This is a genomic window from Methylobacterium sp. WL6, from assembly GCF_008040095.1.
Lineage (GTDB): Bacteria > Pseudomonadota > Alphaproteobacteria > Rhizobiales > Beijerinckiaceae > Methylobacterium.
Genome location: NZ_VRVH01000016.1, coordinates 1 through 24,562, shown reverse-complemented (window position 1 = coordinate 24,562; position 24,562 = coordinate 1). Strand labels below are relative to the sequence as shown.

Sequence of the window (24,562 nt, the reverse complement as noted above, 5' to 3'; positions counted from 1 at the left end):
ACTACCGCACTCGCCAGAGCGTAAGGGCCAGCCCGACGTTGGCGACGGCGAGCACCATGAGCAGCAGGTAGGTCGCATCGGCGCCCCAGCGGGTAAGGACGAGCGCGCCCAGCGATGGGGCGAAGGCCTGGGCCACCAGTCCCGGCCTTGCGAGCCTGCCCACGAGCGGGGCGTAGCGCTCCGGTCCGAACAGCGCCAGCGGCACTGTCCCCCGGGCAATCGAGTAGATCCCGTTGCCGGCGCCGTAGATGACCAACGCCAGCCAGACCACGGGCAGTCCTGCGGCAAGCATCGCGACCCCTATGGCGACCAGCACCATCGCGGCCGTGAGGGTCCAGAGGGGATGATGCCGTCCATTGCCGGCCATCTCGACGATGCGGGCGCCGACCTGGGAGGGGCCGATCAGGGCGCCGTAGGCCACGGCCGAGGAGAGTGCCACCCCACGGGCCTGGAGCAGGGCGATGAGGTGCACCGAGACCATGGCCATCACCGTGCCCCCGAGGGTCAGCACCCCCGCCATGAGGAGTAAGGCACGGCGTTCCCGACCATCGAGCCGGACGCTCGGGGCCGCGTCTACGGATCGGCCGACGGAACGTACGGGCGGCCGGGGGATCACCAGGAGGACGAGGGGAAGCGTGATCGCGAGATGTAGTCCGGCGTAGGCGAGGCAGGTCCCGCGCCAGCCGATCCGCTCGACGAGGAAGGCCGAAAGGGGCCAGCAGACCGTGCTCGCGAAACCGCCCCACAGGGTCAGCGTGGTGATGGCGGACCGCGCCTCGGCCCCGTAGAGACGGCCGAGGGTGGCGAAGGCGGGATCGTACAGGCCGGTGCCCATGCCGAGACCGAGGAGGAGCCAGCCCCCCAGGTAGGTCGGCAGGTTCGGCGCCAGGCCGAGCACGGCGAGGCCCACGGACAAGATGATGGCCGCGAAAGCCAGCACCGGCCGCCCGCCATGCTCTCCGATGAGGGCACCTACCCGCGGCGAGGCCAAGCCCGCGACGAGGAGGCCGAGGGAGAGGCCCACGATGACCCATCCCAAGGGCCACCCCGTATCCGCCGACATCGGGGCGGCCAAAGCCGACAGCAAGTAGAATGAGGAGCCCCAGGTCAGGATCTGGATCACGCCCAGGGCCGAGATCACGGGCCAGCGGCGGAGCTGGGCCACCGCCTGGCTACCCGACACCGAGTGCGGGGAGCCAGAGCGCCAGGGCCGCGAGGGTCACGAGGAGGACCGGCGGGGTGATGACCAGGCCGACCCGCATGTACTGGCCCCAGGTGATGCGCTGGCCCTTGGTGTCGAGGACGTGCAGCCAGAGCAGGGTCGCCAGACTCCCGATGGGGGTGAACTTAGGCCCGAGGTCGCAGCCGATGACGTTGGCGTAGACCATGAGCTCGCGCATCAGCGGTGATAGGTCCGGGGCCTGCTGGATCGACAGCGCGCCCACCAGCACGCTCGGCATGTTGTTCATCACCGAAGAAAGGATGGCGGCGGCGAACCCGGTACCGATGGTGGCGACGAACGGTCCGTGGCCCGAGAGCCAGACGAGCCCCTGCGCCAGGTAGTCGGTCAGGCCGGCGTTCTTCAGGCCGTAGACCACGAGGTACATGCCGAGGCTGAACAACACGATCTGCCAGGGAGCGCCGGCGAGCACCTTGCGGATGGGGATGACCCGGCTGCGATTGGCCAACGCCAGGAGCACGAGGGCGCCGGCGCAGGTGACCACCGAAACCGGTACGCCGAACTGTGCCGTCACGAAGTAGGCAACGAGCAGCAGGGCCAGGAGCGGGAATGCCGCCTTGAAGACGAGCGGGTCCTTGATCGCGCGGCGGGGCTCTTCCAACTCGGCCACCGGGTAGCTGGTGGGCAGGTCGCGCCGGTAAAACAGCCACAGCACCACCAGGGTCGCGGCCAGCGAGACGAGGTTCACCGGCACCATCACGGCGGCGTAGCGGCTGAAGGAGATGTCGAAGAAGTTCGCCGAGACGATGTTGACGAGGTTCGAGATCACTAGCGGCAGGCTCGTCGAGTCCGCAACGAACCCGCAGGCGACGATGAAGGCCAGGGCCGCCGCCGGCTTGAAGTCCAGCCGCAGCAGGATCGCCAGCACAATGGGGGTGAGCAGCAGTGCCGCGCCGTCGTTGGCGAACACGGCCGCGATGGCCGCCCCCAGCAGGATCACCAGCGGGAACAGCAGCCGTCCCCGACCCCCACCCCAGCGGGCGATGTGCAGCGCCGCCCAGTGGAAGAAGCCGGCCTCGTCAAGGAGCAGCGAGATGATGATCAGCGCCACGAAGGTGAAGGTGGCGTCCCAGACGATGTGCCAGACCACCGGGATGTCCCCGGGATGGATCACCCCGGTGGCCAGCGCCACGGCGGCCCCGATCAAGGCGCTCCATCCGATCCCAAAACCCTTCGGCTGCCAAATGACGAAGACGAGGGTAACCACGAAGATGGCGAGCGCGAGCATCGGGACCGTTTCTTGTTCTTGGAAGCTCGGGACGGATCAGGCGGTGGCGACGCGGCGCCCGTGCTCGTCGACGACGCGCTCTCCGTCCTCCTTGACGAACTCGCCCTGCTGGGCCGGCAGGAGGTCGAGCACCGCCTCGGATGGGCGGCACAGGGCGACGCCTTTCGGGCTCACCACCAGGGGGCGGTTCAACAGGATCGGATGCTTGGCGACGGCATCGAGAAGTTGGTCATCCGTGAGCGCCCCGTCGCCGAGGCCGAGCTCGGCATAGGGTGTGCCCTTCTCCCGCAGCAGGTCGCGCACGGTGATGCCGGCGCGCTCGGCGAGCTGGCGGACTAGGATGCGGTTCGGCGGCGTCTTCAGGTACTCGATCACGTGCGGCTCGATGCCGGCGTTGCGGATCAGGGCCAGGGTGTTGCGGGACGTGCCGCAATCCGGGTTGTGGTAGATCACGACGTCCATCAGGCGGTTTCCTCGCAGCAGGCGGATAGGGCGGCGACGGCCGGGGCGCAGACCTCCGGGCGGCCCTGGCAGCAATTGCGCATCAGGAACTGGATGAGCTCCGAGAGGTCCGGGTAGGCGGCGCTGTAGATGATCGACCGGCCCTCGCGCCGGGAGGTGACCAGGCCGGAATGGCTGAGTTCCTTCAGGTGGAACGACAGGTTGGTGCCGGACACGCCGACCGCCTCGGCCAGCATGCCGGCCGCCATCCCGTCAGGCCCCGCGGTGACGAGCCGGCGCACGATGCGCAGCCGATGCTCCTGGCCGAGGGCCGCGAAGGCAGCGACGGCTTGCCGTTCGTCCATCATACTGTCAATATCTCAACCATTGTTGAAACGTAGAGGATAGACGTTCCTTGGACAAGCCCCGACAGCCCTTCGCCGATGGATTGCCCAACCTCAGCCAAGGGCATTTCGTGGTCCCGACGGCAGCCGACCTGCAGGTGGCGACGCCGTTCACCCACGCCCCGCGCTTCCTGATCCTGTACGGCTCGCTCCGGGAGCGCTCGTTCAGCCGCTTCCTCGCCTACGAGGTCGCGCGCCTGCTTGAAGCGATGGGAGGCGAGGTGCGGATCTACGACGCGCACGGCCTGCCGCTGCCCGACGACGCCGCGGCCGATCACCCGAAGGTCCAGGAACTCCGGAACCTCTCGATCTGGTCGGAGGGGCACGTCTGGGTCAGCCCGGAGCGCCACGGCGCCATGACCGGGGTCATCAAGAGCCAGATCGACTGGCTTCCCCTGTCGGAAGGGTCGGTGCGCCCGACGCAGGGGCGGACCCTGGCGGTGATGCAGGTCTCGGGCGGTTCGCAGTCGTTCAACGCGGTCAACGGCCTGCGCGTGCTCGGGCGCTGGATGCGGATGATCACCATCCCCAACCAGTCCTCGGTCCCGATGGCCTACAAGGAGTTCGACGAAGCCGGCAGGATGAGGCCGGGACCGCTCTACGACCGGGTGGTCGACGTCTGCGAGGAACTGTTCAGGTTCACGCTTCTGACGCGAGAGCGATCCGATTACCTCGTCGACCGATATTCCGAGCGCAAGGAACGGCAGCCCGAGCGGCTCAGGGAGGTCGCCGTCGACATCGGGTTCGTCAGGCGATGATCCATCGCCCATCGGCGGGCGAATGTTTAACGGTCCCTACGCCAACGGACGCAGGCTTACCGAAGGCTCCACCCCCCTTAAAGCCAACCTAAGGTTTCGTGCGTAATCGACCTAGCGTAAAACGAGGCGACCCAATGCCATTGGTCGCCTCGCTCGTCTCGAACCGTGCGAGGCGTCTATCCTCGGCGACCTGACACGGTAGCGTCCGCCCTCCACGATGAGGGGCATGCGCCAGCACGCAAGGCACGGTGGTCCTAGGTGCCGCGGGCTCGGAATATCGCATCGGTCGTCCGGGGTTGGCGCCCGGCCGAGGAGATCACCAGGACGGCAAGTCCGACGGCGGCGGCATCTTCGGCGAGGCCCTTGGCGCGGCCGGGCGTCGTGCGGGAGTCGGGGCCCCGGGCGGCGCGTCCGAGGAGCGTTCCGGCGACAGCACCGGCAATGCCGGCCAAGGCCCCGACCTCGGGGGACGAACGCTGCCCGGCCAACGCCCACCCACCGAACGCGCCGACGGCGATCCGTAACGCGAAGGACGGCGGGATGCGCCGATCCGGAGCGAACGGCATCTTGTCCCCAGCCATCTCGGCGATTGCCGCCCCCGTTGCGAGCATGCGGGCACCGGGACCGGCAGGGATGAGATTACCGCGCGTACGACCCTCGGAGGCGGCCCAGGCCAAGGCAGCGCATGCCGTCATGTTGCGCATCCCCGCAACGAAGCCCAGACCGAAAGAAGTTACGTAGCCCTGCATCCTGGATGCCCTTGCGCTTGAGACTTGCCCCACCGGGGCAAGGCGGCGGTGCCTCCGCGTGTTCCGACCAGATCCAGCCGGACGTCTCGAAGGTGGCTGCGATATCCCGGTGATGATGAAGCGAAACGCCGTCCGCAAAGTGCGTGGTCCCTGGGGGCCGGTTTCGGCTTACGCAGCCAAGCGTCCAACCGTCGAACGCGTGACAATGGCAGAAATAGCATCACGTTCACGAAAGCAGGCAATCGTCCGATTGTGGACAGTCGATTGGCGTGGCATACGCCGTCCACCGGACGCGCATGGGCCGGCTACGAACACCAAGCCGCATGTCGAGCCATCCAACTCATCTCTTCGAGGGAAACCTGCTCCTGTCGGCGCTCGGCGCCCCGGACACGGCGCTGCTCGAACCGCATGTCGTGCGATGCGACCATTCACGTGGTGAGACGCTTTTCGAGGTGGACGAGGACGTCTCGCACGTCACGTTCCCCCTCGACCAGACCGTGGCGACCCTTGTCGTTCGGATGGGCGGGGACCGCACCGTCGAGACCGCCACGGTCGGGCACGAAGGCGCCATCGGCGGGGTGGTCAGCCAGGGGTACCTGCCGGCCTTCACCCGTTGCGTCGTCCTGGTCGAGGGCTCGGCCCTCCGCATGGATGCCGATCGCCTCCGCGAGGCCAAGGAGGCATCGCCGACGCTGAACGACCTGTTCGTGCGCTACGCCGACTGCATGCTTGCCCAAGTCCTGCAGTCGGTGGCCTGCAACGCCGGCCATCCCATCGAGCAGCGGGTGCTGCGCTGGCTCTTGGGCCTTCAGGACCGGCTCGGGACCGATGCACTGCCGGTCACGCAGGTCGTCGTGGGCAGCATGCTGGGGGTCGGGCGCTCGCACATCGCCGCGGTCCTCGCCGAGCTCCAACGCCAGGGACTGATCCATCTCGGGCATGGCCGCATCCACATGCTCGACAGGGCCCGGACCGAGGCCGCCGCCTGCGATTGCCATGCCCGGGTGCGTAGGCATTTCCGGACCGTTCTCGGAGCGACCTACGCGAAGGACGGCAAGATCGTTGCCGTCGAGGCGACCGAACCCGGCACGCCGCCGAAGGCACGGCCGGATGCCATCCTGCCCGAAGCCCGGGGAACGGGCCGATGATGTCCTTCCTCAGCGGCCCCGGTGAGATGGCGACGCGGATGCGTGCCTTCGACTGGACGACGACCTTGCTCGGCAGCCCGGAGGGTTGGCCCGCTGGCCTGCGGACCGCGGTTCGGCTGCTGCTGAACAGCCACCACCCCATGCAGATCTTCTGGGGCCCGGAGGCGATCTTTTTCTACAACGACGGATTCGTGCCCTCGGCCGGTCCGGAGCGCCATCCCTCCTCCCTCGGGCGGCCGGCTGCCGAGAGTTGGGGCGAGATCTGGCCCGTCATCGGTTCCGAGGTCGACAAGGTCCGCGAGGGCGGCGGTCACACCTGGTACGAGGACCAGCACGTGCCGATCCTGCGCCAGGGTCGGCTTGAGGACGCCTACTGGACCTATGGCTTCAGCCCCATCGACGACGACACCGCATCGAATGGTATAGGCGGGGTCATCTCGATCCTGACCGAGACCACGAAGCGCAAGGCGCTGGAGGGCAGCTTGCGAGGGATCAACGTTTCCCTCAGGGCCGAGGGGGACCGCCTGCGCGAGATGTTCGAGCAGGCCCCGAGCTTCATGGCGGTGGTGCGCGAGCCGAGCCATCGCTTCGATCTGACCAACGACGCCTACCGGCGCCTGATCGGCGACCGCGACGTGATCGGCCTCACCGTTCGGGAAGCCCTCAAGGACATCGACGGCCAGCCGTTCTTCGACCTGCTCGACCGGGTCTACACGACCGGGGAGCCGTTCATCGGACGCGGCGTCGAGATCTGGCTGGAGCGTACGCCCGGGGGGCCGAGCGAGCGCCGGATCATCGACTTCATCTACCAGCCGATCCGCGACGGGGCTGGTGACGTCACCGGCATCTTCGTCGAGGGCAACGACGTCACCGAGATGCACGCGGCAACCGAGGAACTGCGCGAGCGCGAGCAGCGCCTGAGCCTCATCGTCGAGGCGGCCACCGACTATGCCATCCTGACCCTCGACGGCGAGCGGGCCGTCACGAGCTGGTCGGCCGGTGCCGCGGAGATCTTCGGCTACGACGCCGGGGAGATCATGGGGCGGAGCGCCGACGTGCTGTTCACGCCGGAGGATATCCTGGCGGGCCAACCGGCCAAGGAATTGGTCCGCGCGCGCATGGACGGCCAGTCGCCGGACGTCCGCTGGCACGCTCGCAAGGACGGCGGCAGGGTCTTCCTCAACGGGTCGTTGCGGGTGCTGCGCGACGCGGACGGAAGGGAGCTGGGCTTTCTGAAGATCGCCCGGGACGAAACCGAGCGGCGACGGGTCGAGGACGCGCTACGGAAGGGCGAGGAGCGCTTCCGGACGATCATCGACACCGTGCAGGCCGCCTTCGCCATCGTGCAGGTCAAGTTCGATGCCGACGACGTGCCGGTGGATTACCTGTTCGTTGAGGCCAATCCCGCCTTCGAGCGCGAGGCCGGGGTCAACCTGCGCGGCAAGTGGGTCACCGAGTTCGCCCCCGACCTGGAGCGCTTCTGGTTCGAGACCTACGGCCGCGTCGCCAGGACCCGGGTGCCCGAGAACTTCGAGAGCTACGCCAAGGCGTTCGGACGCTGGTTCGACGTCCGGGCCGTCCCGGTCGGGGACGCGGCCGACCGGCAGATCGCGATCATCTTCAACGACGTCACCGAGCGTCGTACGGCCGAGGAACGCCTGCGCGCCAGCGAGGCCTTGGCCCGGCAGAACATCCAGCGGGTCCAACTCGCACTCGCGGCGGGCGCCATCATCGGAACCTGGAACTGGGACCTCACGACGGACCGCTTCACGGTGGACGAGGCGTTCGCCGAGGCCTTCGGTCTCGACCCGGCGCTCGGCAGGGACGGCATCCCGCTGGCGCAGATCGTGGCAACCGTCCACCCCGACGACCAGGCGGGCCTCGCCGAAGCCATCGACGAGGTCATCGCCCGGGGCGGCGCCTACGCCCACCAGTACCGGGTCCGGCGCACAGACGGAAAATACTACTGGCTGGAGGCGAACGGGCGCGTCGAGCACGCACCGGACGGCACGCCCCAGAGCTTCCCGGGCGTCCTCCTCGACGTCGAGACGCGCCGCACGGTCGAGGCGGAGCGCGACCGCGCCCTCGCCGCATTGCGGAGCCTGAACGATACGCTCGAACAGCGGGTCGCCGAGCGGTCGGCCGTCCTGGTCGAGACCGAGGAGAGGCTGCGGCAATCCCAGAAGATGGAGGCGGTCGGCCAGTTGACCGGCGGCTTGGCGCACGACTTCAACAACCTTCTCGCCGGCATCTGCGGCTCCCTGGAGATGATGCAGAACCGCATGCAGCAGGGGCGCTTCACCGACATCGAACGCTACATGGCCGCCGCCCAGGGCGCCTCGAAGCGCGCCGCGGCCCTGACCCACCGCCTGCTCGCCTTCTCGCGCCGCCAGACCCTCGACCCCAAGCCGACCGACGTGAATAAGCTCGTCGCCGGCATGCAGGAGATGGTCCAGCGCACCGTCGGCCCCGGCATTCCCGTCGAGGTGGTGGGGGCGTCCAGCCTATGGCCGACCTTGGTGGATCCGTCGCAGCTTGAGAACGCCCTGCTCAACCTGTGCATCAACGCCCGCGACGCGATGCCGGACGGCGGGCGCATCACGGTCGAGACCGCCAACAAGTGGCTCGACGAGCAGGCCGCCAGGAAGCAGGACATCCCGGCGGGGCAGTACCTGTCGCTCTCCGTCACCGACACCGGCACCGGCATGTCGCCGGAGGTGATCGCACGGGTGTTCGAGCCGTTCTTCACCACCAAGCCCATCGGCGAGGGCACGGGGCTCGGGCTTTCGATGATCTACGGGTTCGCGCAGCAGTCGGGCGGACAGGTGCGGATCTACTCCGAGGTAGGCCAGGGTACGACCGTTTGCATCTACCTCCCCCGCCACTATGGCGAGGTCGAGGACGAGGAAGGCTCTGCCGGGATCGACCCGCTGCCCCGCTCGGAGCAGGGCGAGACCGTCCTGGTGGTCGATGACGAGCCCACCGTGCGGATGCTTGTGACCGACATCCTGGAGGAGCTCGGCTACACCGCCATCGAGGCGGGCGACAGCGCGGCGGGGCTCAAGGTGCTGCAGTCCAACGTGCGCATCGACCTGCTGGTGACCGACGTCGGCCTGCCCGGCGGGATGAACGGCCGGCAGATGGCCGATGCCGCCCGGGTGTCGCGGCCCGACCTGAAGGTCCTGTTCATCACCGGCTACGCCGAGAACGCGATCCTCGGGAACGGGCAACTCGCACCCGGCATGGCAGTCCTGACCAAGCCGTTCCCGATAGAGGCTATGGCCGCCCGCATCCGCTCGATGATCGAGGGGCGCAAGGAGCCGGCGGAGCGCACGTGAGGCCGCGTCCTTCACGGATCGGCAGGATCGCCATGGCCATCCCGGGAGCCCTGCCTACTTCAATGGGCAGATCCCGAGACGCGCGACGGGGGTACCTAGGCTCAGGACGAAGCTCTCGATGTCATTGACGAAGCGGATCGTGGGCCTGGTCGTCCTGGCCCTCATCCCGGCATTGGCCGTCCAGGGCTACAACGAGTACGCGCTGCGCGCCGCCCGCGCCGAGGCCGTCCGGAACGAGGCGATGCGTGCGGCCCGGAGCGTCGCGGCCGACCTCGGGCAGTTCGGCCGCGGGGCGCGGCAGGTGCTCGGCATCCTTGCCGGCCTTTCGGAGATCCGCGGCAAGGATGCACAGGCCTGCACGGCCTACCTCGCCACGGTGGTCGGGCAGGTGCCCGGTTCGATCTTCTTTGGGGTCATCGATGCGGACGGACGCATCCGATGCAACACCCTCGGATCTCCCGTGGGTGCCTACACGGTCGCGGACCGTTCGTACTTCAAGGATGCGATGCGCACGGGCGGGTTCGCCACGGGGGACGTGGTGATGGGCCGGGTCACCCGCCGGCCGACCATCCAGTTCGCGCAGGCTATTGCCGACAACGACGGCGACGGTCTCCCGGACGGCGTCGTCATCACGAGCGTCGACCTATCCTACCTCGCGGCGCGACAGGCCACCGCCGGGCTGCCGCCCAATGCCGCACTCACGGTCGCGGACCGAAATGGCACGATCCTGGTGCGACTGCCGGACCACGAGGCGTGGGCGGGCAAGCCGCTTCCCCCGAGCCTATGGGAGGCGCTGACGGACCACCGCGGCGGCGTCGCCGATCTGCCCGGCCTGCTCGGCGACACCCGCATCACGGCGGTAGCCCCAGCCTCGCCGGAGGATCTCGACTCCCTGACGGTGGCGGTTGGCCTGTCGCCGGTCACGGCCTTCGCTGACATCGATGCCGCGACCCGGCGCGGGATCGTGCTGATCGGCCTCGGTGCGATCCTGGCGGTCGTGGCCGCGCTCATGGCAGGTCGGGCCTTCATCCGTCGGCCCGTCCGCCGCCTGCTCGCCGCGGCCAGTGCCTGGCGTGCCGGCGAGTTGGGGACCCGGACCGGGATCTCCGGACCCGGCGAGTTCGGTCAGCTCGGCGAGGCCTTCGACGCCATGGCTGCCTCGCTGCAACGCCACGAGGGCGAGTTGCGCGAGGAGGTGGCCCGCAGCCACGTCCTGCAGGAGCGGCAGACGATGATGCTGCACGAGCTGAACCACCGCGTCCGCAACACCCTTACGACCGTGCAGTCGCTGGCGCGGCAGACCCGCCGCGACGACGACCGGGGCGAGCGGCTGGAGGGGCGCATCCTCTCCCTGTCCAAGACCCACGACCTGCTCTCGCGCGACGATTGGGGCGGCGCCTCGCTGCGCACGGTGCTGGAGAACGAGCTCTCCCCCTTCCGGGACGACCAGGACCACCGCTTCGACCTGGAGGGGACCGACCTCGACCTGCCGCCGCGCTACGTCCTGGCGCTCGGCATGACGGTGCACGAGCTGACCACCAACGCGGCCAAGTACGGGGCGCTCTCGACCCAGGCTGGGCGCGTCGACGTTTCCTGGAACGTCGTCACCGGGGAAAGCGGGGCCAAGCGCCTCCTTTTGGAGTGGCGGGAGAGCGGGGGGCCGCCGGTGCAGGAGCCAGGCAAGCGTGGGTTCGGCACCCGCCTCATCACGGGTGGGGTCAGCCGGGAGCTCGACGGCAAGGTCCGGCTCGACTTCGCCGCGGAAGGGCTACGCTGCAGCCTCGACGTCCCCCTCGACGGATCGGACCGCTTCACCTCGTTCAACGAGGCCGACGGCGCCCGAACTGTCGGTACCGCCTGACCGCACGAAGGTCTTTCCACCGGAGGCGTGCCGCGGTCCGGTCCCATGAAATGGGGATCCGGCCGGGCTGGTGGACGGCATGCCATTGTAGGCTCTGACGAATGCGGGCAAACCCCTCCTAAGCCGGCCTCGTATCCGGAGTGGCACTAAGGGAACGATGGGCGGGCTGATGTTCGGTCGGGACGAGCAGGTCGAAAAGCGTAGGCAGGCCGAGATGGCCAGCTACGCCATTCTCGACACGCCTGCGGAGTCCGAGTTCGACGACATCGTGAAGGTCGCGTCCGATGCCTGCGGCATGCCGGTGTCGCTGATCTCGCTCCTCGACGGCGACCGGCAATGGTTCAAGGCCGAGACGGGCTTCGGCCAGTCCGAGACACCCCTGTCCCAGTCGATCTGCGCCTACGCCGTGCAACAGGACGACGTCTTCGAGATCGAGGACCTGACCCTGGACGAACGAACGGCAGCCAATCCCCTGGTGACCGAGGGGCCCCAGGTCCGGTTCTACGCCGGCGCCCCACTCAAGACCCCGGACGGCGTGGCCCTCGGTGCGCTGTGCGTCCTCGACACCAAGCCCAACAGGCTCACGCCAGCGCAGGCGTTCGTGCTGCGGACGTTGGCGCATCAGGTCGTCACCACCCTGGAACTGCGGCGCTCGCTTCGGCTGCGCAAGGAGGGCGACCGCCGCAACAAGGCCATCCTTGAGAGCGCGGTCGACTATGCCATCGTCTCGATGGACATGGAGGGCATGGTAACGAGCTGGTCACCCGGGGCCGAGCGCATCCTCGGGTGGGACGAGTCCGAGATGCGCGGCAAGCCCGCCCACGTGTTCTTCACCGACGAGGACGTCGCGAAGGGCATCCCCGAGCAGGAGATGGCTTCGGCCCTGATGCAAGGACGTGGCACCGACGAGCGCTGGCACCTGCGCAAGGACGGCGCCCTGTTCTGGGCCAACGGCGAGATGATGCCGCTCAAGGACGAGGAAGGCCGGCACGAGGGCTTCCTCAAGATCCTGCGCGACCGCACGCAGCAGAGGAACGCCGCCGCCAAGGAGCAGGCCGACGCCGCGTTCATGCGCGGCGTGCTGTCCTCCTCGGCAGACTGCATCAAGGTGCTCGATCCCGACGCCAGGTTGACCTTCATGAACGAGGGCGGCCTCGCCGTGATGGAGGCCGACAACTTCGACCAGCTGATGGGCCGCGATTGGACCGCGTTCTGGCAGGGTCAGGCTCGGGCGGACGCCAAGACCGCCTTGTGGTCGGCGCTGGCCGGCGGGACGGGCCACTTCCAGGGCCAGGCCGACACGCTGAAGGGCACCCCGAAGTGGTGGGACGTACAGGTCACGCCGATCCGCGACGCCGATGGACGGCCCGAGCGTCTGCTCGTGGTCTCGCGCGACGTCACAGTCCAACGCGCCTCCGACCAGTTGATCGCCGACAGCGAGAAGCGCTGGCGTGGCCTTTTCGAGGGCATGCAGGAGGGCTTCTTCAGCGGCGAGATCATCCGCGACGAGGCGGGCCAACCATTCGATTACCGCTTCGTCGAGATCAATCCGGCCTTCGCCGCGCAGTCCGGCCTGCCCGTGGAGACCGTGGGGCGCACTATCCGCGAGTTCATCCCGGACATCCCCAACTGGCCGATTGAGACCTACGCACGGGTGGTCGAGACCGGGATGCCGGAGGTCTTCGAGATCGCGGTGCCCGAGCTCGGACGCGTGTTCGAGGTCCGCGCCTACCGCGAGACGGAACGACGCTTCGCCGCGATGTTCATCGACGTCTCCGACCGCAAATGGGCGGATGCGCGCCGCACGGCCCTCGTCGAACTCGGCGATCGGCTGCGCAACACGAACGATCCGGCCGAGATTGCGAGGCTCGCAGCCGAGATCCTCGGTCGGACGCTGGGTCTGTCCCACGCCGGCTACGGGACGGTCGACCACGACAGGGAGAGCATCGCCATCGGCGAGGGATGGACGGCCGCGGGTATTCCCGGCATCGGGGGCGTTCACGGCTTCCGGGACTACGGCTCGTACATCGACGCCCTGAAGGGCGGTCACGCCGTGATCATCGACGATGTCACCGACGATCCTCGGACTGCCACCGATGCCGGGGCCCTGGCGGCCCTCCACGTGCGCTCGCTCCTCAACCTGCCGCTGATGGAGCACGGCCGGTTCGTCGCCATGCTCTACGCCCTCAAGGATGTCCCCTACGCCTGGAAGCCCGAGGAAATCAGCTTCGCCAACAACGTCGCGGACCGGACCCGCGCGGCCCTGGCCCGGATCGAGGCGGAGGAGCGGCAGCGGACGCTGAACCTGGAACTCAGCCACCGCATGAAGAACATGCTGGCCATGGTCCAGTCCATCGCGACCCAGACCATGCGTACGGCCACCGACCTGGATACCGCCAAGGAGGTCCTGGCAGGCCGCCTGATCGCTCTGAGCAAGTCGCATGACCTGCTGCTCGGCGGCGCGGTCGGCGCAGCCCCGGTCGAAATCCTGATCAGGAGCGCCCTGCAAACCCACGAGGACAATCCGGAGCGGTTCGTCCTTGAGGGACCGACGTTCACGGTCGGGGCCAAGGCGGCGATGTCGCTGTCGCTCATGCTCCACGAGCTCGCGACCAACGCCGCCAAGTACGGAGCGCTCTCAACGGCGAACGGTCAGGTATCGATCACTTGGCGACTTCGAGACGTGGAAGGCGAGCCCCACTGCGTTCTGCGCTGGTTGGAGGAGGGCGGGCCTGCCGTGGTACCGCCGACACGCACCGGGTTCGGGACGCGGCTGATCGGACGGGGCCTGGCCGGGAATTTCGGCGGCGAGGTCGACCTGTCCTATCCGGTAACCGGCGTCGCCTGCACCATTGATGCGCCCCTCAGGGGACTGCAGGCCGAGGATACGCCGGCTCCCTGAAACCAGCCCCGCCCATGGTCTCGGCGTCATGGTTCAAAATCGGGCTGTGAGCGCTGCCGGCTCACGGGCATCGCAGCAACGGCCTCAACGCGACGGGTCGGGGGAAGGGGCTTCCGCCATCCTCGCCATGATCTCTCCCAACGTCACGGGACGCCATTCCCAGCAATCGACGCCGACGTCGAGGCTCGTCCGGGTGGCCGGAATGCCGCCGTGCGAATGGCCGTAGACGTGGAGGTCGCCGTGCCAGGCATTGGGCCACGTCACGTGCGCGTAGTGGCTGGCCCAAAGGGCGACGCGTTCGGGCATGCCCGGGTCCTGGACGAAAACCCGTTGCACGTCGACGACGGGTCCCGCCCATTCGAGGCGGTCACCAAGTCCGAAATCGTGGTTGCCCCGGATTAGGTGGATGCGGCCGTGCAGGCGCGCCTTGATGGATGCGGCGTAACTCAGGCCGCACTTGTAGGCGAAGTCACCGAGATGCCAGACGATGTCGTCCGGTCTGACAGCCTTGTTCCAGGCGGCGACCAGGGCCTCGTCGTGGGCCTCGATGGTCTCGAACGGACGGGGTCGAGGCATGCGTGGACTGAGCATGCTGCGATGGCCGAAATGGGTGTCGGCGGAGAAGAGGGTTCTGGGCATTTGGGCCTCCGGAATGACGGAGGCTTTCTCGCTATGCGCGGCGCTCCGGGGTCAGGGGATCGGATTGTGGTCCCTGGCTTTCATCGGTCGCGCGCTCCTTGTGTGACGTGTCGATCGCATCGCTTCCGTCCCTGCCGCAAGCGGCAGGCGAACGGGATCCACCGGCAAAGTCTGTCTCCGAGCGGACCTTCGCACGATCACCGCCTCCTCAAGGGCAGCCTCGACGAGGTGCAGCCGTTCATGGTTAAGGAATCCTTGATTCCAGAAATGAGCAACGGGAAGCGCATCCCGCGTCCCGCTTCCCTCGGAGTCGAGAACGACCCTGCCTGCGAGGACGAAGATCCGCTCGTGACCGACCGGTCCCGTTCCAGACCTAGCCCTCGCCATCGCCTGTCGGTCCGCCCGCCATGGCGGTTGGGACCGGTTGAGCGCCGGGGATGCCAAACGCCGCCCCGGCATCGCGATCGTCAGGCGACCTTGGCGACGCCTGAGCTCCCCTGACTTGGGATGAGTTACCGTCCGGCGTCTCAGGCTCCCATGGTCATCACCGACCCCCCATCGACCCGCAGGAACTCGCCGGTAATGAAACTGGCTTGCTCGGAGCAGAGGAACGTCACGGCTGCGGCGACTTCCTCGGCTTTGCCGCGCCGCTTGGCGACGATGCCGGGACGTTCCTCATCCAGCGTCTTCTGGACAGCCTCGTCGAAGGAGATGCCCTTCTCCTTCGACTTCTTCTCCATCTGGGCGTCGGTCATCGGCGTGGCGATGAAGGCCGGCCCGACCGCGTTCACGAGTACGCCGTCCGGCCCGTAGGCCTTGGACAAACCCTTGGCGAGGTTCAGGACGCCCGCCTTCGCGGCCGCATAAGGAAGCTCCTCGACGTAGGGCTGGACCGCGTCTTCCGACGAGAACAGCACGACGCGGCCCCAGCCGGCTTTGCGCATGTGCGGGATGAAGGCCCTGGTCGCACGCACGCCGGCCATCAGGTCGGTCTGGATCGCCTCCAGCCAGTCGTCGTCCGTGAGTTCGAGGAAATCCCCGGATGCCCCGGTGATGCCGGCGGCGCAGACGAGGATGGTCGGCTTGTCGTCGAAGGCCATGTTGGCGAAGGCGGCGAGCACCTCGATGCCCTTGGCCTCGCTGAGGTCGGCCTGGACGGCGCGAACCTGTCCCAGCGCGGACAGCTCCGCGGCGGTCGCCTCCAACTCCGGGCCTTCCTTGTCAGTCAGGACGACGTGAACGCCCTCCCGCAACAGGTGCTCGGCGGTCGAGCGGCCCATGCCCGACTTGCCCCCCGTGACGACGGCGACCCGCCCCTTGATGCCGAGATCCATAAATGCCTCCGGAGGAAGTGGTGTGAGGATGACCAGCACCGAGCGCTGGGGCTTCCACTCTGAACTGCACGGCTTTTGTGGATGCGCTGATCGCGCCGTTCCTCAAGCTGGGATGCGGTCGATGCCGGCGGTGTCCTCGGCCGCCACGCCATTCTCGCGGTGACGGAAGTCGCTCAGTGCCCGATAGACCCGCAACCGCGCCCGCATCACCGATCCGAGCGGCCGGTGCGCAGCGAGGCTGTGCGCGGGGCGGAAGGTCATCACCTCGTCGAAGTAGCGCACCCGCTCCGGTGAGTAGGCGTCCTGGCGCGGAAGGCGGAGCGTCGCCACCGTCCGGTAGGGGCTGACCGAGACCGGCCAGTCGACCGAGGCGTCCTCGATGGGCTGCCGCTCGGCATCCGCCCAGAGCTGCGCCCTCAGCTCGAACACCACCTCGTTCTCTCGGAAGAAGGCGACCGTCGCGTGCCGGAAGCCGTCCTCGTCCTGGTGCGGATCGAGCCTCCACTCGGACAGCGCGCGCTGGGCCTCGGCCGTGGGAACGGCCGCGAGCTTGGCCACGTAATCGCCGTACCGCACCGGCGCCTGGCTGAAGTAGCTGTCCGCCAGAGGGTGACTGTAGGGGTGCCCGAAGAAGTCGGCGAGCGCGCTCTCGGTGCCGAAGGCATGGAGCGCCTTGTTGAGGTTGCGCATGGTGGAGGAGACCGCGCTCTTCACGCCCTCCGGCAGGCCGGTCGACTTGCCGATGACCGTGCCGTCGCGCAGGAAGCCGGCCGCCGTGCCGGACGGGAAGGTCGTGCCGGTTGCGAGCACGAAGTCCTGGGTGTCGACGGAATGGCCGGGGAGCTTCTCTCCGGGAACGTCGAAGACCTTGATGGACATGCCGCGATGGGTCGACACCCGGTCGCCCAGCGTCTCGCCCGGGCCCTGCGCGAAGCGTACCGCGACGGGATGGCTACCAGGCGTGGCGAACAGCCCTTGCGCCAGTTCCGGCGGCAGGCCGGCAGCGACCGTCAGCTCGCCCGTGACGCAAGCCGAGCTTTTGGCGTGGCTGGCGCGGACCGCGTGGTGCTCGCGCTTCTCGACCGTCTCCGACTGCTGGGTCATGCCCTTGATGATGCCGTCGATGGTCTCCTGCTCGTCCGGAGCGGGCTGCTCGATGTCGGGGGCGTAGCGCAGGTAGGTCATGCTTATCCTTCGGTTGTAGCCTCGACCGTGCTTGGTCACTCGCTGAGTCAGGCTGCCGCCCAGCCGTCTCCCGATGCCGGACCCGCCCGGAAGCAAGCGCTCCTCGGACGTTGGCTGGGCCTTACTGTCGTGAATGCGACTCAGGCAGATCGGTTCTCTGACACCCCCCGGACGGTTCGGTCTTTCCCGACGGACCTTTCACGGACGACCGAATGGAACACGAGCCCAGACGCAGGAAAGTCCCGCACAACCGCTGGGCTATCGGCTGGTACGACGACGGTGTCCGCTTCGATGTCTCGTCATTCGAAAGCGTCCGAACGCATAACCACCCGTCACGGGCGTTCGCGGCGGCTGCCACCGATCGGATCTCGATGATTGGCCACCAGCGGACGAAGGACCCGGACGTCGCTCAGACGGCGTCGTGGATCGCGTCGATGACTTGGTCCGCGCTGTAGGGCTTGGGCACGAACAGGCCGTGGTCCGGGATTTCCCCGTCGGCGAAACGCTGGCGCCCCGAGGTCACGACGAGATGGCCGACGCCGCCAAGGTCTCGCGCCCGAGCCTGCGTGTGCTGTTCATCACCGGCTACGCCGAGAACGCCGCGCTCAACCACGGCCACCTCGCCCCCGGCATGGAGATCCTGGTGAAGCCCTTCGCCCTGGAGGCCCTCGCGAGCCGTATCCGAAGCCTGATCGAGGGAACCGCCTGATCCAGCTTTGTCTGTCCGCCATTCGCGCGGGGAAGGCTCGATGCTCTAGGCGCAACTCCCAACCGACTCGTTTGGAACAGATTAGGAACGTCCATTAGGCGGGCACGTTGGCTTAGCGGTGCGCCGAGGGCCTGCGCGCCCAGGTTCGGCTTTGGCCCGTGTCCACGTCGACTTGATCGACGGCCCACCCAGCTGGAGCTTCTGCTCCGGATCGTTGCAGGGGGCATCCTTGAAGGTATTCATCAGTTCGCTGATCGGTGGCATGGGTCCGATACGGACCGCGGCGCGGGCCGCCGTCGTCGGCCTCGGTCACGAGGTCATCATGGCCGAGGACTTCGGGGCCATGCCGACCTCGCCGCAGGTCGCTTGCCTCGAAGGCATCAGGCAGGCCGGCATCGTCGTGCTGATCCTCGGCAAGGATTACGGGGCCAAGCAGCCCTCCGGCCTCTCGGCGACCCACGAGGAATACCGGGAAGCCCGCCAGTCCCGCCCGGTGATCGCGTTCGTCCAGGATGGCGTCGACCGCGATGCCGACGAGGCGGCATTCGTGACCGAGGCGCAGGAATGGGTCGGCGGCCTTTTTCGCGGGGGCTTCACGACCCCGGAGGAACTCCAGGCCAAGATCGGGCGCGCGATCCACGAGGTCATGCTCTCCCGCGCCGCGGGGCCGGTGAACGAGGGCAGCCTCGTCGAACGGGCGCTGTCCATGTTGCCCCAGGAACGGCGCGGCTACTCGTCGATGGGCCGAAACCTGAACGTCGCCTTCGCCTGCGGGCCCACCCAGGCGATCCTTCGCCCGAGCCGGATCGAGGACCGCACGCTCGCCGAGGAGCTGTCGCAGGCCGCCATGTTCGGTCCCCTGCGCATCCTCGACCGGACCAAAGGCGTCAAGGAAGCGGTCGAGGACGGATCGCTCGTCATCCGCCAGGAGCGAGAGACCTCCTTCACCCTTACACCTCAGGCCGACCTGTTGTTCGCGCTTCCGATCCCGCGGGCGGACGACATGATGGGCGGCGTGATCGAGGAAGATATCGCGGACCTCCTGCGTCAGGCGCTTCGGTTCGCCGTGTCCGTGCTCGACAGGGTGGACCCCACCCAAAAGATCACCCACGTCGTGCCGGTCGCGTCCATCGGCGACGCGCAGATGCTGGCCTGGCAGACCCGGGCGGAAGCGTCGCGCAATCGCGGCAGCATGAGCTACGGCATGGGTCGGGACGAGCCTGGACCCGTGAGGCTGACGCCGGCCCTACGGACCCGTTCGGCCCTCACCCACGACGCCGTCGACCTCGTCGAGGACTTCATCACGCTGCTGCGCCGGGAATACCGCAGCAACGCGAACTGACGCCCCGGACGCGCGGCGGCCTCCGTGATGGTGGGCCTTTGGAGGGAAATCGAACTTGAAGCGCCTCGCCATCTTCCTCGACGGGACCTGGAACACGCTCGGCAACAACACGAATGTCTGGCGCCTGAAGTCGCTGTGCGATCCCTTGGCTAAGGACCAGATGGTCTACTACGGGCAAGGCGTCGGCACCCGTTTCGGCGAGAAGGCGCGCGGCGGCCTTGGCGGCTACGGGCTCGATAACGAGATCATCGACGCCTACGCCTGGCTCGCCCAGGCTTACGACGAGGGCGACGAAATCTTCATCTTCGGGTTCAGCCGAGGGGCCTACGCCGCGCGAAGCCTCTCTGGCCTGATCGCGAAGTGCGGGGTGCTGAGGCCGGGGGCGCCCTTGTCCATCGAGCAGCTCTACGCCCGCTACCGCCGGGCCAAGGACCGGACCATACGGGACCTTCGGGCCGGCGATGGCGGTCCTCCGAAGGACATCGAGGAACGCTGGCTGATCGCGCACGCAGTGGCGGCGGACATCAAGTTCGTCGGCGTCTGGGACACTGTCGGTTCAATCGGCAATCCCGTGGCGAGCATGCGGTCGAAGGTGGCCAAGTATCGCTTCCTGGATACCCACCTGCGCAAGTCCAACCTCCACGCCTTCCACGCCGTCGCCCTCGACGAGCACCGGGCAACGTTCGAGCCGACCTTCTGGACGGTCACCACCGAGAAAGGAGCGCCCGCCACATCCGGCCGGTCCCTCGACGCGGTCGAGCAGCGCTGGTTCGTCGGGGCGCACGCGAACGTCGGCGGGGGGTACGCCAGCGACATCCTCGCCCAGGCGCCCCTTCGTTGGCTCATGGAGAAGGCCGCCCTCCACGGGCTGGCGTTCCGATCCGGCTTCGGGACGGACCCGACAAACCCGGAGTCTGAGATCGCCGACTCCTACGCGAATTTCACGCCCTGGTGGCTTCGTCCGATCAGCAAGCGGTTCCATCGGCCGGTGGGGCCGCCTCCCTGGACCGGCACCAAGTTCACGACCGCGCGGATCAACGAGACCATCGATGGGTCGGTGTTCGACCGGTGGCGGCAGAACCCGTCATACCGGCCCCCGGGCCTGATGGCTTGGGCCGAGCGACTGAAGATCGATCCGGCGTCCCTCAAGGAGCCCGTCCGGGCATGGGATGGTACGCGGATCGACGGTGGCACGGGTTCGCCCGTTGCCGCCATAATGTAGGGGAGCAGGTGCCCGTGTAGATGGGTACCGCGCTCGACGCCCCGGCAAGCATTCGGTGCCTGAGGCGATGCTCCGATGGCTTCCTGGTTCCCTGCCGATCACGGGAGCCATGCGGAATCATGGTCAAGGACTCCTTAATTTCGGGAATGCGGACGAGGGGAAGCGCTTACCGCTTTCCGCTTTCCATGGAGTCGCATTGCATGCGCCTCCGAAGCCGCTCGCGGCAGTCCGAGGTACCTAATCGAACCGGAAGCCGTAGAGGCCACCCGTCTCGTGATCCGTCAGGCGAACCGGCAGGATCGCGCTCGCGACCGCAGGGTCGTTCTGGAGGCCGGTGCGGTTGAACTCGTCGCTGTTCATCGCGACCAGGTACTGGCCCCTGACCCGGCCGGCGACGGTAGCACCGAACTTGATGGCCGCCTTCACCTGCCGGGCATCGACGCCGTCGAAGAGATGGCTGTCGTGGAAGACGAACCCGGGTCCGCCGGCAAAGCGTGCGGATGCGACTTGGAACAGCATCATGTCGAAGCAGAAGATCTTCATCATGTCGATGCCGCCGAGGTTGCCCCCGCCCGAGATCGTGACCTCCAGCTTCGGCCCGGTCTTCGAGGCCGATACGATCAGGTTGCCCTTGTGATCGTCGTAGAGCGCACCGATGCATTCATCGACCAGGAGCATCGCCTTCCGGATCACGGCCTCGTGCCGCGCCAGGTCGTCCTGCAGACGCAGCTCCAGCGCGGCGCTTTCCAGCTTGTGCTGGCTCACGCTGTTCTCCAGCATCAGGGCGTGCTGCAGCTTGCTCGACAGCGTCTCCTCACGGCTCGTCAGCCGACCAAGATCCTCGCGCAACCGCATCAGGTCCTCGAACGCGCCCTTGCCCTCCAGCGTTCTCAGTATCTCCGACCGCTCCTCGTCGTACCGGCCCAGGGCGGCATCGACCGCAACCTTCCGCGCTGAGGCCTCCTCGACCTGGCCCGAGAGATGATGGCGACGGTTCTCGGTCACCGAGGCCTGGAACCTCTCGACCTCGTCGAACCGCCGCAGGGCGACGCCCGGCAGCTCGATCCCGACCGCCCCGTACAACCTTTCGACGGAGGAGTGGGCCGGCGGGGTCTCCACCAGCATGGCCGACCGAAGGAAGGTGACGGTCTCCTCAAGCGACGCGAGCTCGACGGCCGCATCGGACATCGCGTCCTTCAACTGCCCGGCGCGGTCGGCCAGCTCCCGGTAGCTCTCGTGCACCCGGAACGTGTCGACCTGCACCTTGAGCTTCGAGATCTGCTCCTGGGTCCTGGCGAGCTCGGGCCTGATCTCGCCCACCGTTCCGAACAGCGACCCGAGCTCGCCCTCCTTGATCGCCTGCCTCAGCGTACCCGTCAGCTTCTTGCGCGATCGCAACTCCTGGAACTCGCGAGAGACTTCCCAGCCCAGGCCGAGGAGGTACGACAGGTTCACCTGCCAGTCCCAGGGCTGCTGATCGAAGTTCTGTTTCTCGACGGCGTTGAAGCCGCCGGATTTCCGTCGCCGGATGAAATACCCGATCATCGACCGGAAGGTGGGCGAAAAGCCGCTTTCGAACCCACGGTTCGATCCATTGGACGGGGGCCCGAACCAGCCCTGCCCGAGTTCCGTCCGCCATTGTTCGAGCGCGACCACCCGCGAGGGCCCGTCGTAGTCATCGGAGACAGCCTCGGCGAGCGGCAGGTCCGTAACGTCTCTCAACCTGACGTTCCGGTCCTCGCCGCAGGATCGCGTCACGCGCAGATCGCGTCCCCGCACGGTGATCACGCCCGTGAAGGAATGCTCCACGATGCCGGGCTTCTTGAAGGTGGAGGACTTGTCGGCGTTGCTGCCCAGGAGGAAATGGATCACCTCTACGAGGCTCGTCTTGCCGACCGAGTTGCGCGTCTGCTTGTCGGTCGATGCGGGCGTGACGTCCGCAAGGAGGACGTTCAGGCCCTGATGGAACGCCAGCGACTTGAAGGTCGGTATGGTCGAGGTCACGGCCCTGATCATGGACCTGCCCTCACGACGAGCCCATCCACGAGATCGACGGCCTTGATCGCATAGAGCAGCGACATCGCCAGCACGAACCAGTCGAACGGCAACGGCGACGCGTTCTCGCGCGTCGCCCGCTCCGCCAGCACACGTTCCCAGATCTCGGAGACCGGGGCGGGCGCCGAGAGCACGGACAGGATGTCCCCACCCACCGAAAGCAGGGCGCGGTCGGGACGCAGGTGCTTGCCGGGGAGGATCACGCCGCCTTCTCCGCGACGGGGGGTTCCCTGAAGATGGTGCAGGCCTCGAAGAAATACGCGATGACCGTCCACACCGCGGCCTCGCGCGACGTCGTCGCGGGATGTCCGTTGATCGTGAACAAGTAGAGCCCGTCCATGATGTCGCCCGGCGCCAACCCCTGCAGCTCAAGCTCCTGGTACTTCGAGCGATAGGCGGCGGCGAGATCGGGCGGGACTAACGGGTCCGGATAATCGGCGAACAGCCGCTTGACCATCGGGACGCCCGCGAAGCCCTTCGCGATGCGGTCCCGGGTCAGCGACGAGAGCTCGTTGAATTCCAGCTTTCCCTCAGGGACCGGCTTGGGCGGCTCGTCGAGCTCATGGCGAACGCCGACGTTCGCCATCACGTCCCTCACCACCGCCATGATGTCCCTGGCCTCGATGTTGCGGAAATCCTCGTCGGTCATATCCCCCAGGAAGAGGTCCTCGATCTCATCGATTTCGAGGCTCAGGAGGACACGTTCGAACGAGTCCTTCGCGAACGTCGTGATCTTGATCGCGGGAAACGCGTCCCGCAGCGCGGCGACCTCCTTGAGCATCTGCGCCGGGGTTTCGAGGTAGTTCGTCACGAAAACCCAGGCCGTCATGCCCGGCCAGTTCCTCATGGCACCCTCGAAATCGGATCGGACCTTCGCCACCGCGGTCCTCATGGAAGCCTCGGTCGCGTTCGCTCCGGCGTTCGCGGGACCGTAGCAAGCAAAGATCGTCTCGGGGTCCACGAGGCGGCCATCGCACTGGAGGTCGCCGCGCGAGTAATCAGTGCCGGCCGCCTCAAAGTTTTCTCTATGCACCCTGGACATCAACGCGCCGAAAAACCTCTGCAGGTCGGCGCCATAGCTCCGCCGCAACCTGAGTTCCAGTGTGTTCAGGAACGCCCTCCGCTTCGGTGCCGTCAGTCCCAATTTGCCCCCCTTTGCGCGCCGTCCGTCGAAGCCAGCTTACGTCTTCTGCCGGACGAGCCTGAGTGAACCCTAGCATCGATGCCCGAAAGGCCCAGGCGACAAGATCCAGGACAGCGCGACGGATCAACCGCTCTCGGGTCCGCGGCGAGCGGCCGAACGGTCGCGTCCATGAACGACACCGGGGCGATATCTCCACCGGATCCACAGCCTTCGCTTTTTTGGACCGTGGCAGATCGATTTAAGCTTGCTTGAACACTTGGACGTTCTTATGTCGTTCCCGTCATCAAGCTCGTCGGCGCCCAGTCGACGAAATGTATGGAGGAGGACGAGATCATGCATACCGACCGTCGCCTCATAGCCATGACGCGCGTGCCCGCCCTGGGCAGCCACCCGCTTCACTTCTCCGTCGACGAGGCCTGACCGGCGCCCCTGCGCCCGCTCGCCTCCGTCCCGAGGCGACCGTCATGCCCGACATCCCAAATCGACCCGTTCGTACCTACCCCTCGTTCGAGGACCCGCCCCCGCGCGCGGTCTGCACCGACGCCCTGCTCGGCAGGGTGGTTCGACGGCTGTTCGAGGTCGGCGCACGCCACGAGGATGGCCTCGCCGGCGCTCTGCAGGCCGTCCTCGCGACACTGGATCACCGCATGACCGCGGCCAACAAGCCCACGCGCTGACGACCGCGAAAACCCTCCCCAACATGACGGCCCCCTTATCCGGCGACCCCCGATGAAACCGCGAAAACCAAACCAGACTCTAATACACATCTGACGCTCCCCACGACACCTTACGTGAAGAACACGGAGCTCGCCGTATCAAAAAAAAAAAAAGCCGAGCCCGTCACCGCCGCATGGATGCGGATC

General features: G+C 67.4%; 20 protein-coding genes. 9 read left to right on the top strand and 11 right to left on the bottom strand.

Annotated features, from left to right (window positions below; translation table 11 throughout):
• Position 1 precedes the first annotated feature (1 nt).
• Genes FV230_RS04395 through FV230_RS04380 form a run of 4 tightly spaced genes read right to left on the bottom strand, consistent with a single transcriptional unit; the run spans position 2 to position 3,277 of the window.
• On the bottom strand, positions 2-1,165 hold the full coding sequence (locus FV230_RS04395) for an MFS transporter (RefSeq protein ID WP_147841416.1): 1,164 nt from the start codon (positions 1,163-1,165) through the stop codon (positions 2-4).
• 7 nt (positions 1,166-1,172) lie between these two features.
• Positions 1,173-2,468 carry an arsenic transporter gene (locus FV230_RS04390; RefSeq protein ID WP_147841415.1) on the bottom strand — a complete coding sequence of 432 codons (1,296 nt, stop codon included), beginning with the start codon at positions 2,466-2,468 and terminating at the stop codon, positions 1,173-1,175.
• Between the two features lie 36 nt (positions 2,469-2,504).
• On the bottom strand, positions 2,505-2,930 hold the full coding sequence (gene arsC / locus FV230_RS04385) for an arsenate reductase (glutaredoxin) (protein WP_147841414.1): 426 nt from the start codon (positions 2,928-2,930) through the stop codon (positions 2,505-2,507).
• Positions 2,930-3,277, bottom strand: a complete 348-nt coding sequence (locus tag FV230_RS04380; protein ID WP_147841413.1) for a metalloregulator ArsR/SmtB family transcription factor — start codon at positions 3,275-3,277, stop codon at positions 2,930-2,932. Before FV230_RS04380 ends, arsC begins: the two co-directional genes overlap by 1 nt.
• 47 nt (positions 3,278-3,324) lie before the next feature.
• On the opposite strand from FV230_RS04380, the gene arsH reads away from it, so the two are divergent.
• Positions 3,325-4,071, top strand: a complete 747-nt coding sequence (gene arsH, locus FV230_RS04375) for an arsenical resistance protein ArsH (protein WP_147841412.1) — start codon at positions 3,325-3,327, stop codon at positions 4,069-4,071.
• Between the two features lie 254 nt (positions 4,072-4,325).
• Here the strand turns inward: arsH and FV230_RS04370 are convergent, their stop codons facing one another.
• Positions 4,326-4,820, bottom strand: coding sequence for a hypothetical protein (locus FV230_RS04370; RefSeq protein WP_147841411.1), 495 nt, complete (start codon positions 4,818-4,820; stop codon positions 4,326-4,328).
• A gap of 323 nt (positions 4,821-5,143) precedes the next feature.
• Here FV230_RS04370 and FV230_RS04365 point away from each other — a divergent pair, with 323 nt between their 5' ends.
• From FV230_RS04365 to FV230_RS04350, 4 genes are all read left to right on the top strand, one after another.
• A complete protein-coding gene (locus FV230_RS04365) occupies positions 5,144-5,968 on the top strand; it encodes a Crp/Fnr family transcriptional regulator (RefSeq protein WP_147841410.1) in 825 nt (274 codons plus the stop codon).
• Positions 5,965-9,306 (top strand): PAS domain S-box protein, encoded by a 3,342-nt coding sequence (locus tag FV230_RS04360; RefSeq protein WP_246694730.1) that lies wholly within the window; start codon positions 5,965-5,967, stop codon positions 9,304-9,306. Before FV230_RS04365 ends, FV230_RS04360 begins: the two co-directional genes overlap by 4 nt.
• 118 nt (positions 9,307-9,424) lie before the next feature.
• Positions 9,425-11,167, top strand: a complete 1,743-nt coding sequence (locus FV230_RS04355) for an HWE histidine kinase domain-containing protein (protein WP_147841409.1) — start codon at positions 9,425-9,427, stop codon at positions 11,165-11,167.
• A gap of 169 nt (positions 11,168-11,336) precedes the next feature.
• A complete protein-coding gene (locus FV230_RS04350; protein WP_147841408.1) occupies positions 11,337-14,069 on the top strand; it encodes a PAS domain-containing protein in 2,733 nt (910 codons plus the stop codon).
• 84 nt (positions 14,070-14,153) lie between these two features.
• Here the strand turns inward: FV230_RS04350 and FV230_RS04345 are convergent, their stop codons facing one another.
• From FV230_RS04345 to FV230_RS04335, 3 genes are all read right to left on the bottom strand, one after another.
• Positions 14,154-14,708 (bottom strand): metallophosphoesterase, encoded by a 555-nt coding sequence (locus FV230_RS04345; RefSeq protein WP_147841407.1) that lies wholly within the window; start codon positions 14,706-14,708, stop codon positions 14,154-14,156.
• A 527-nt stretch (positions 14,709-15,235) separates the two neighbouring features.
• A complete protein-coding gene (locus tag FV230_RS04340) occupies positions 15,236-16,042 on the bottom strand; it encodes an SDR family oxidoreductase (RefSeq protein ID WP_147841406.1) in 807 nt (268 codons plus the stop codon).
• Positions 16,043-16,144: 102 nt separating this feature from the next.
• Complete coding sequence (locus tag FV230_RS04335) at positions 16,145-17,227, bottom strand: catalase family protein (protein ID WP_147841405.1); 1,083 nt, start codon at positions 17,225-17,227, stop codon at positions 16,145-16,147.
• Between the two features lie 529 nt (positions 17,228-17,756).
• On the opposite strand from FV230_RS04335, the gene FV230_RS04325 reads away from it, so the two are divergent.
• From FV230_RS04325 to FV230_RS04315, 3 genes are all read left to right on the top strand, one after another.
• Positions 17,757-17,936: a hypothetical protein gene (locus tag FV230_RS04325; protein ID WP_348642121.1), complete on the top strand. Its 180-nt coding sequence runs from the start codon at positions 17,757-17,759 to the stop codon at positions 17,934-17,936.
• 118 nt (positions 17,937-18,054) lie between these two features.
• A complete protein-coding gene (locus tag FV230_RS04320; protein ID WP_281408250.1) occupies positions 18,055-19,278 on the top strand; it encodes a DUF4062 domain-containing protein in 1,224 nt (407 codons plus the stop codon).
• 55 nt (positions 19,279-19,333) lie between these two features.
• A complete protein-coding gene (locus FV230_RS04315; RefSeq protein WP_246694729.1) occupies positions 19,334-20,500 on the top strand; it encodes a DUF2235 domain-containing protein in 1,167 nt (388 codons plus the stop codon).
• 237 nt (positions 20,501-20,737) lie between these two features.
• On the opposite strand, the gene FV230_RS04310 is transcribed toward FV230_RS04315, so the two are convergent.
• The 3 genes from FV230_RS04310 to FV230_RS04300 are packed head-to-tail and all read right to left on the bottom strand — an operon-like array spanning position 20,738 to position 23,699.
• Positions 20,738-22,504: a DUF2326 domain-containing protein gene (locus FV230_RS04310; RefSeq protein WP_147841403.1), complete on the bottom strand. Its 1,767-nt coding sequence runs from the start codon at positions 22,502-22,504 to the stop codon at positions 20,738-20,740.
• 8 nt (positions 22,505-22,512) lie between these two features.
• The gene (locus tag FV230_RS04305) at positions 22,513-22,758 is read right to left on the bottom strand and encodes an ABC-three component system middle component 6 (protein ID WP_147841402.1); all 246 of its coding nucleotides are present in this window, start codon (positions 22,756-22,758) and stop codon (positions 22,513-22,515) included.
• Positions 22,755-23,699 (bottom strand): ABC-three component system protein, encoded by a 945-nt coding sequence (locus tag FV230_RS04300; RefSeq protein ID WP_147841401.1) that lies wholly within the window; start codon positions 23,697-23,699, stop codon positions 22,755-22,757. The genes FV230_RS04305 and FV230_RS04300 overlap by 4 nt, the downstream gene beginning before the upstream one ends.
• A 464-nt stretch (positions 23,700-24,163) precedes the next feature.
• Here FV230_RS04300 and FV230_RS04295 point away from each other — a divergent pair, with 464 nt between their 5' ends.
• Positions 24,164-24,376: a hypothetical protein gene (locus tag FV230_RS04295; protein WP_147841400.1), complete on the top strand. Its 213-nt coding sequence runs from the start codon at positions 24,164-24,166 to the stop codon at positions 24,374-24,376.
• Positions 24,377-24,562 lie beyond the last annotated feature (186 nt).